Below are 4,228 nucleotides of genomic sequence, written 5' to 3' on the forward strand. Positions count from 1 at the left end.
CCCCGGCAGACCCCGGGCCGCCCCCCCCCCCCCCCCCCCCCCCCCCCCCCAAAAACCCCCCCCCCCCCCCCCCACCCACCCCCCCCCCCCCAAAACCCCCCACCCCGCCGCTACGAGGCATACACCGCCCGCTGCAACCCCTCGATCCCCGCCCGATAGAACGGCAACCGATCCCGCGCCAACGCCGCCCGAGCCGCATTCGCCCCCGGCGCCCCGTGCACCCCCCCCCCCGGATGCGCCGACGAACTCCCCAGATACAGCCGGTCCACCGGCGTGTCGGCCCGCCCCAGCCCCGGCACCGGCCGCAGGAACAGCTGCTGGAACGCCGCCGACGTCCCCCCGCCCAGCGCCCCGCCCACCAGCGACGGGTTCTCCCGCTCCAGATCACCCGGCCCGAACACGTTGCGCCCCACGATCGCCGCCCGGAACCCCGGCGCCTGCTTCTCGATCACCGCCTCGATCCGCTCCACGTGCGCCGCGATCACCTCGGCCGGCCACACCGGCCGGTGCGGCAGGTGGGTATACGCCCACGCGCTCTCCGTACCCGCCGGTGACCGACTCGGATCAGTCGTGGTCATCTGCCCGAGCAGCAGGAACGGGTCGTCCGGCACCTCACCGGTGGCGAGCTTCCCGGCGTACCGGGTCAGGCCGTTCAGGTCCGCGCCCAGGTGCACCGTCCCGGACCCGGACGTCTCCGCGGTCGTCCACGGGATCGGCCGGTTCAGTGCCCAGTCCACCTTCACCGTCGCGCCGTCCCAGCGGAAGTGCGCGAGATCCTCGACCAGCCGGGGCGGCAGCCACCGCTCACCGACCAGGTCCAGGAAGAGCGCCGGCGCTGGCACGTCCGCGATCACCGCGCGCCGGGCCCGCCAGTCCCGCCCGTCCGCGGTGCGCACGCCCATCGCCCGGCCGCGCGCCACCAGCACCCGGCTCACCGGCGCCCGGTAGACGATCTCGCCGCCCCGGGCCCGCAGCCGCCGGACCAGCGCGGCGGTCAGCTGACCGGCCCCGCCGACCGGCACCGGCCAGCCGACCTGCTGGCCGAGCATGGTGAGCAGCCAGCCGTAGACACCGCCGCCGGCCTCCTCCGGGGACAGGTCGGTGTGCAGCGCGCACCCGGCCAGGGCCACCCGGGCGCCCTCACCCTGGAACAGCTCCGAGCCCAGCTCCCGGGCGGAGAGCACCAGCCGCCGGGCCAGCCGCAGACTGCCACCGACGCCGAGCCGCCGGGCCAGGCCGAGGCCGTCGGCGACCGGCGGGAACGGCCGCAGGATCACCGGCAGCATCCGGTCCGCGATGTCCGACCATTCGCCGTACGCCTGCTTCCACCGCTCCCCGTCCCCGGCGGCGAACGTCTCCATCGACGCCATTGTCCGTTCCAGATCACGGCTGACGGTGGCCGCCCGCCCGTCCGGCAGCAGGTGGGTGAGCACCGTGGGTGCGTGCGTCCAGGACAGTCCGTGCCGGTCCAGGGCCAGGTCCCGCAGCACCGGCGACGCGTACCCGAGCGGGTAGAACGCGCTGAACAGGTCGGACAGATATCCGGGCGCGGTCACCTCCCCGGAACGCACCGCGCCGCCGGGTTCACCGGTGGCCTCCAGCACCCGCACCGACCAGCCCGCGTCGGCCAGCAGGTTCGCTGCCACCAAGCCGTTGTGCCCCGCCCCGACGATCACCGCATCAACCGTGTCCACGTCCGCACGTTAGCCACGTTTGGCCCCGGACGCCGGGGGCACCTCGCAATCATGGGGTGAGGAAACAACCGGCAACCGACTGAGGGGGATCACCGCATGGGCACGGTCACCGAGTTCGTCGACGTCAACGTCCCGGTCCGCACCTGCTACGACCAGTGGACCCAGTTCGAGGAGTTCCCACGCTTCATGGAGGGCGTCGCGGAGATCCAGCAGCTGGACGACACCCACACGCACTGGAAGACCCGGATCGCCGGGATCGAGCGCGAGTTCGACGCGACGATCACCGAGCAGCTGCCGGACGAGCGCGTCGCCTGGACCGCCACCGAGGGTGAGAAGCAGGCCGGTGTGGTCACCTTCCACCGCCTCGACGACTCGCACACCCGGGTCACCGTGCAGATCGACTTCGACCCGCAGGGCTTCGTGGAGACCGCCGGCGACAAGCTCGGGCTGGTCGACCGCCGGGTCAAAGGCGATCTGCACCGCTTCAAGGAGTTCATCGAGAGCCGCGGCGGCATCACCACCGGCGGCTGGCGCGGGCAGGTCGACCGCCCGGGTGCCTGAGGTCCGCCGTTCCGGCACGGCCGCTCTCCGGGGCGGCCGTTTCGCCTGATTTCGTACGAGGGTGAAGGCCGTTTCACCCGTCCCGCACCGGGTACGCCGATGTCATGACCGAGCAACCCGAGCGCACCGCGGTGATCAGCGTGTTCGCCGTCGTGCCGGCTCGTACCGGCGCAGGACCACACTGCCCATCCCGGCCACCGCGCGGACCGCGTACCGATCAGCGGCCCGGCGCCAGCCGTCCTCCCGGAGGATCGCGCCCACCGGCGCGCCATTGTTCGCCGCCCACGGAGTGACCACCGCGCCGGCGCCCTCGTCCAGCACCACCCGGAACGGGGCGAGCGTGCCGGTGCTCAGCACCGCGGAGCCCACGCCGCCGCGGAACATCACCGGCACCGTGCCGTCCGGGTCCGGCAACCACACCTCGGCCAGCCCGGACGCACCCAGCTCGACCCGGCTGACCCGCCCGCCGCGCAGGTTCAGCTGCTGCTCCCCCGCGCCGGCGGGCAGCCTGATGTCCCATCGGACGGCACGGTTGAGCACGATGTGCACCTCGTCCAGGCCGTCACTCCCGGTAGCCCGCAATCGTACGACGACCCGGCCGCCCTGCCGGCTCACCACCGGTGCGACACCCGAGTCCGGTGCGGCGCTGACCCGGTAGAGCAGGCCCGGCAGGGTGGCTGTCTGCACCCGTACCCGGCTGGCCGCGTCGCCGACGGTGAGCCAGGCGGCGGTCCGATCCAGCAGCGGACCGGCCTGTACGAGGTCCGGTACGGGCACCTCGATCGGCCGGATCGGCTCCGATTCCCGAAAAGATCCAACAACAACTGCCCCCACCAGCGCGAACGAGCCGATGACGGCAGCTGTTGAGCGGCTTCGACGCAACGCTGATCGCACTATCGGACAACTGAGAATCGGCCGAACGGGTGACGGCGATCCGGACTTATCGCGCCAGACTTTCCGGGTGCGATCTGCCGGATTCTTGTCTGAACGTCAGCGCCGCCTCGCGTGGCTGGGTTTTTTCCTGGCCGCCTTCCAGGCCCCGTTGGCAGCGAAGCTCATCGATGACGCCTCCTGGTTCTTCGCGGTCGTCGTCGCCCTCGTGGTAGCCACGGTCATCGTCGCCGACGACACCCAACGTCGCCGCCCCGAGCCCGTCCCCTACACGGAGTAACCCTCCCCGCCCACCCACCGACCACCACCCAGGCGGCCGGCACCTCACCGTGCCCACCCCCGCCCCCAGCCACAGCCAGCCGCACCCGCCCACTGCGGCCGGTGCGGCCCGCCGGCCCATCAGCCGCGCCCCGGCGGTGCTCAGACGCAGGTAGCCCGTCGGTCGCGGCCCGGTGGCTCTCGGCAGCGGATCCGGGTGAGCACCGCGTCGACCGCTCCCCCGTCGAGGCCGCGGGTTCAGATCTGCTCAGCCCGGCAGCGCCTCGCACCCCGGCCGGCCCTGCGTCCGGCGCTACTCGGGCCGGTCGGGCCCGGACCGGCCTTGGGTTCCGGTCTGGCCTTCTCCCCTGCTCCGTCGCTGACGAACAGGGATCAGGCGCGGCGAGTTCTGCGGTTTCAGGTTCAACCGTCCTGCACCGTTAGGGAGAACCGTTGGCTACCCGGCGGTCTCTAACTTTCTCCTCATGCCTGGTCTGTTCAGCAACGCCGCCGCCCGCGCCGCCCTCCGCTCCGCTCACGCCTCGCTTGCCGACCTCACCGCGGCAGTCGGAGTCAGCGGGCTCGCCGCCACCCTGTCCTCCCCCGGCCTGATGTCAGTGATCGACCAGCACGCCGCCGGCGTCCGCGACAGCCTCAACGCCGACACTCGCCCGCTGACCCCGATCCTGCTAGCCGCCTACGCCGAGGGCGTCCGCGACGCCGCCTTCCAGCACGGCTGGGTCTCCCCCGAAGGCGACATCGACTGGACCGAGAGCGACTGGGTCCTCCGCCGCCTCCTCGCCGTCTGCATGCTGGCCCGCACC

General features: G+C 72.8%; 5 protein-coding genes. 3 read left to right on the forward strand and 2 right to left on the reverse strand.

Going from position 1 to position 4,228, the window contains the following annotated elements; all coding sequences use genetic code 11:
• Positions 1-110 precede the first annotated feature (110 nt).
• Positions 111-1,694: a phytoene desaturase family protein gene (locus ADL15_RS11800; protein WP_067688374.1), complete on the reverse strand. Its 1,584-nt coding sequence runs from the start codon at positions 1,692-1,694 to the stop codon at positions 111-113.
• 96 nt (positions 1,695-1,790) lie between these two features.
• Here ADL15_RS11800 and ADL15_RS11805 point away from each other — a divergent pair, with 96 nt between their 5' ends.
• On the forward strand, positions 1,791-2,255 hold the full coding sequence (locus ADL15_RS11805) for an SRPBCC family protein (protein WP_067688377.1): 465 nt from the start codon (positions 1,791-1,793) through the stop codon (positions 2,253-2,255).
• Positions 2,256-2,390: 135 nt separating this feature from the next.
• On the opposite strand, the gene ADL15_RS11810 is transcribed toward ADL15_RS11805, so the two are convergent.
• Positions 2,391-3,032: a hypothetical protein gene (locus ADL15_RS11810; RefSeq protein ID WP_157441320.1), complete on the reverse strand. Its 642-nt coding sequence runs from the start codon at positions 3,030-3,032 to the stop codon at positions 2,391-2,393.
• Positions 3,033-3,216: 184 nt separating this feature from the next.
• Here ADL15_RS11810 and ADL15_RS11815 point away from each other — a divergent pair, with 184 nt between their 5' ends.
• The gene (locus tag ADL15_RS11815) at positions 3,217-3,426 is read left to right on the forward strand and encodes a hypothetical protein (protein WP_067688380.1); all 210 of its coding nucleotides are present in this window, start codon (positions 3,217-3,219) and stop codon (positions 3,424-3,426) included.
• A 463-nt stretch (positions 3,427-3,889) separates the two neighbouring features.
• The coding region (locus ADL15_RS11820; RefSeq protein ID WP_067688383.1) for a DUF6401 family natural product biosynthesis protein at positions 3,890-4,228 on the forward strand (339 nt) is incomplete at its 3' end.

The sequence above is a fragment of the Actinoplanes awajinensis subsp. mycoplanecinus genome (genome assembly GCF_001509495.1).
GTDB lineage: Bacteria > Actinomycetota > Actinomycetes > Mycobacteriales > Micromonosporaceae > Actinoplanes > Actinoplanes palleronii.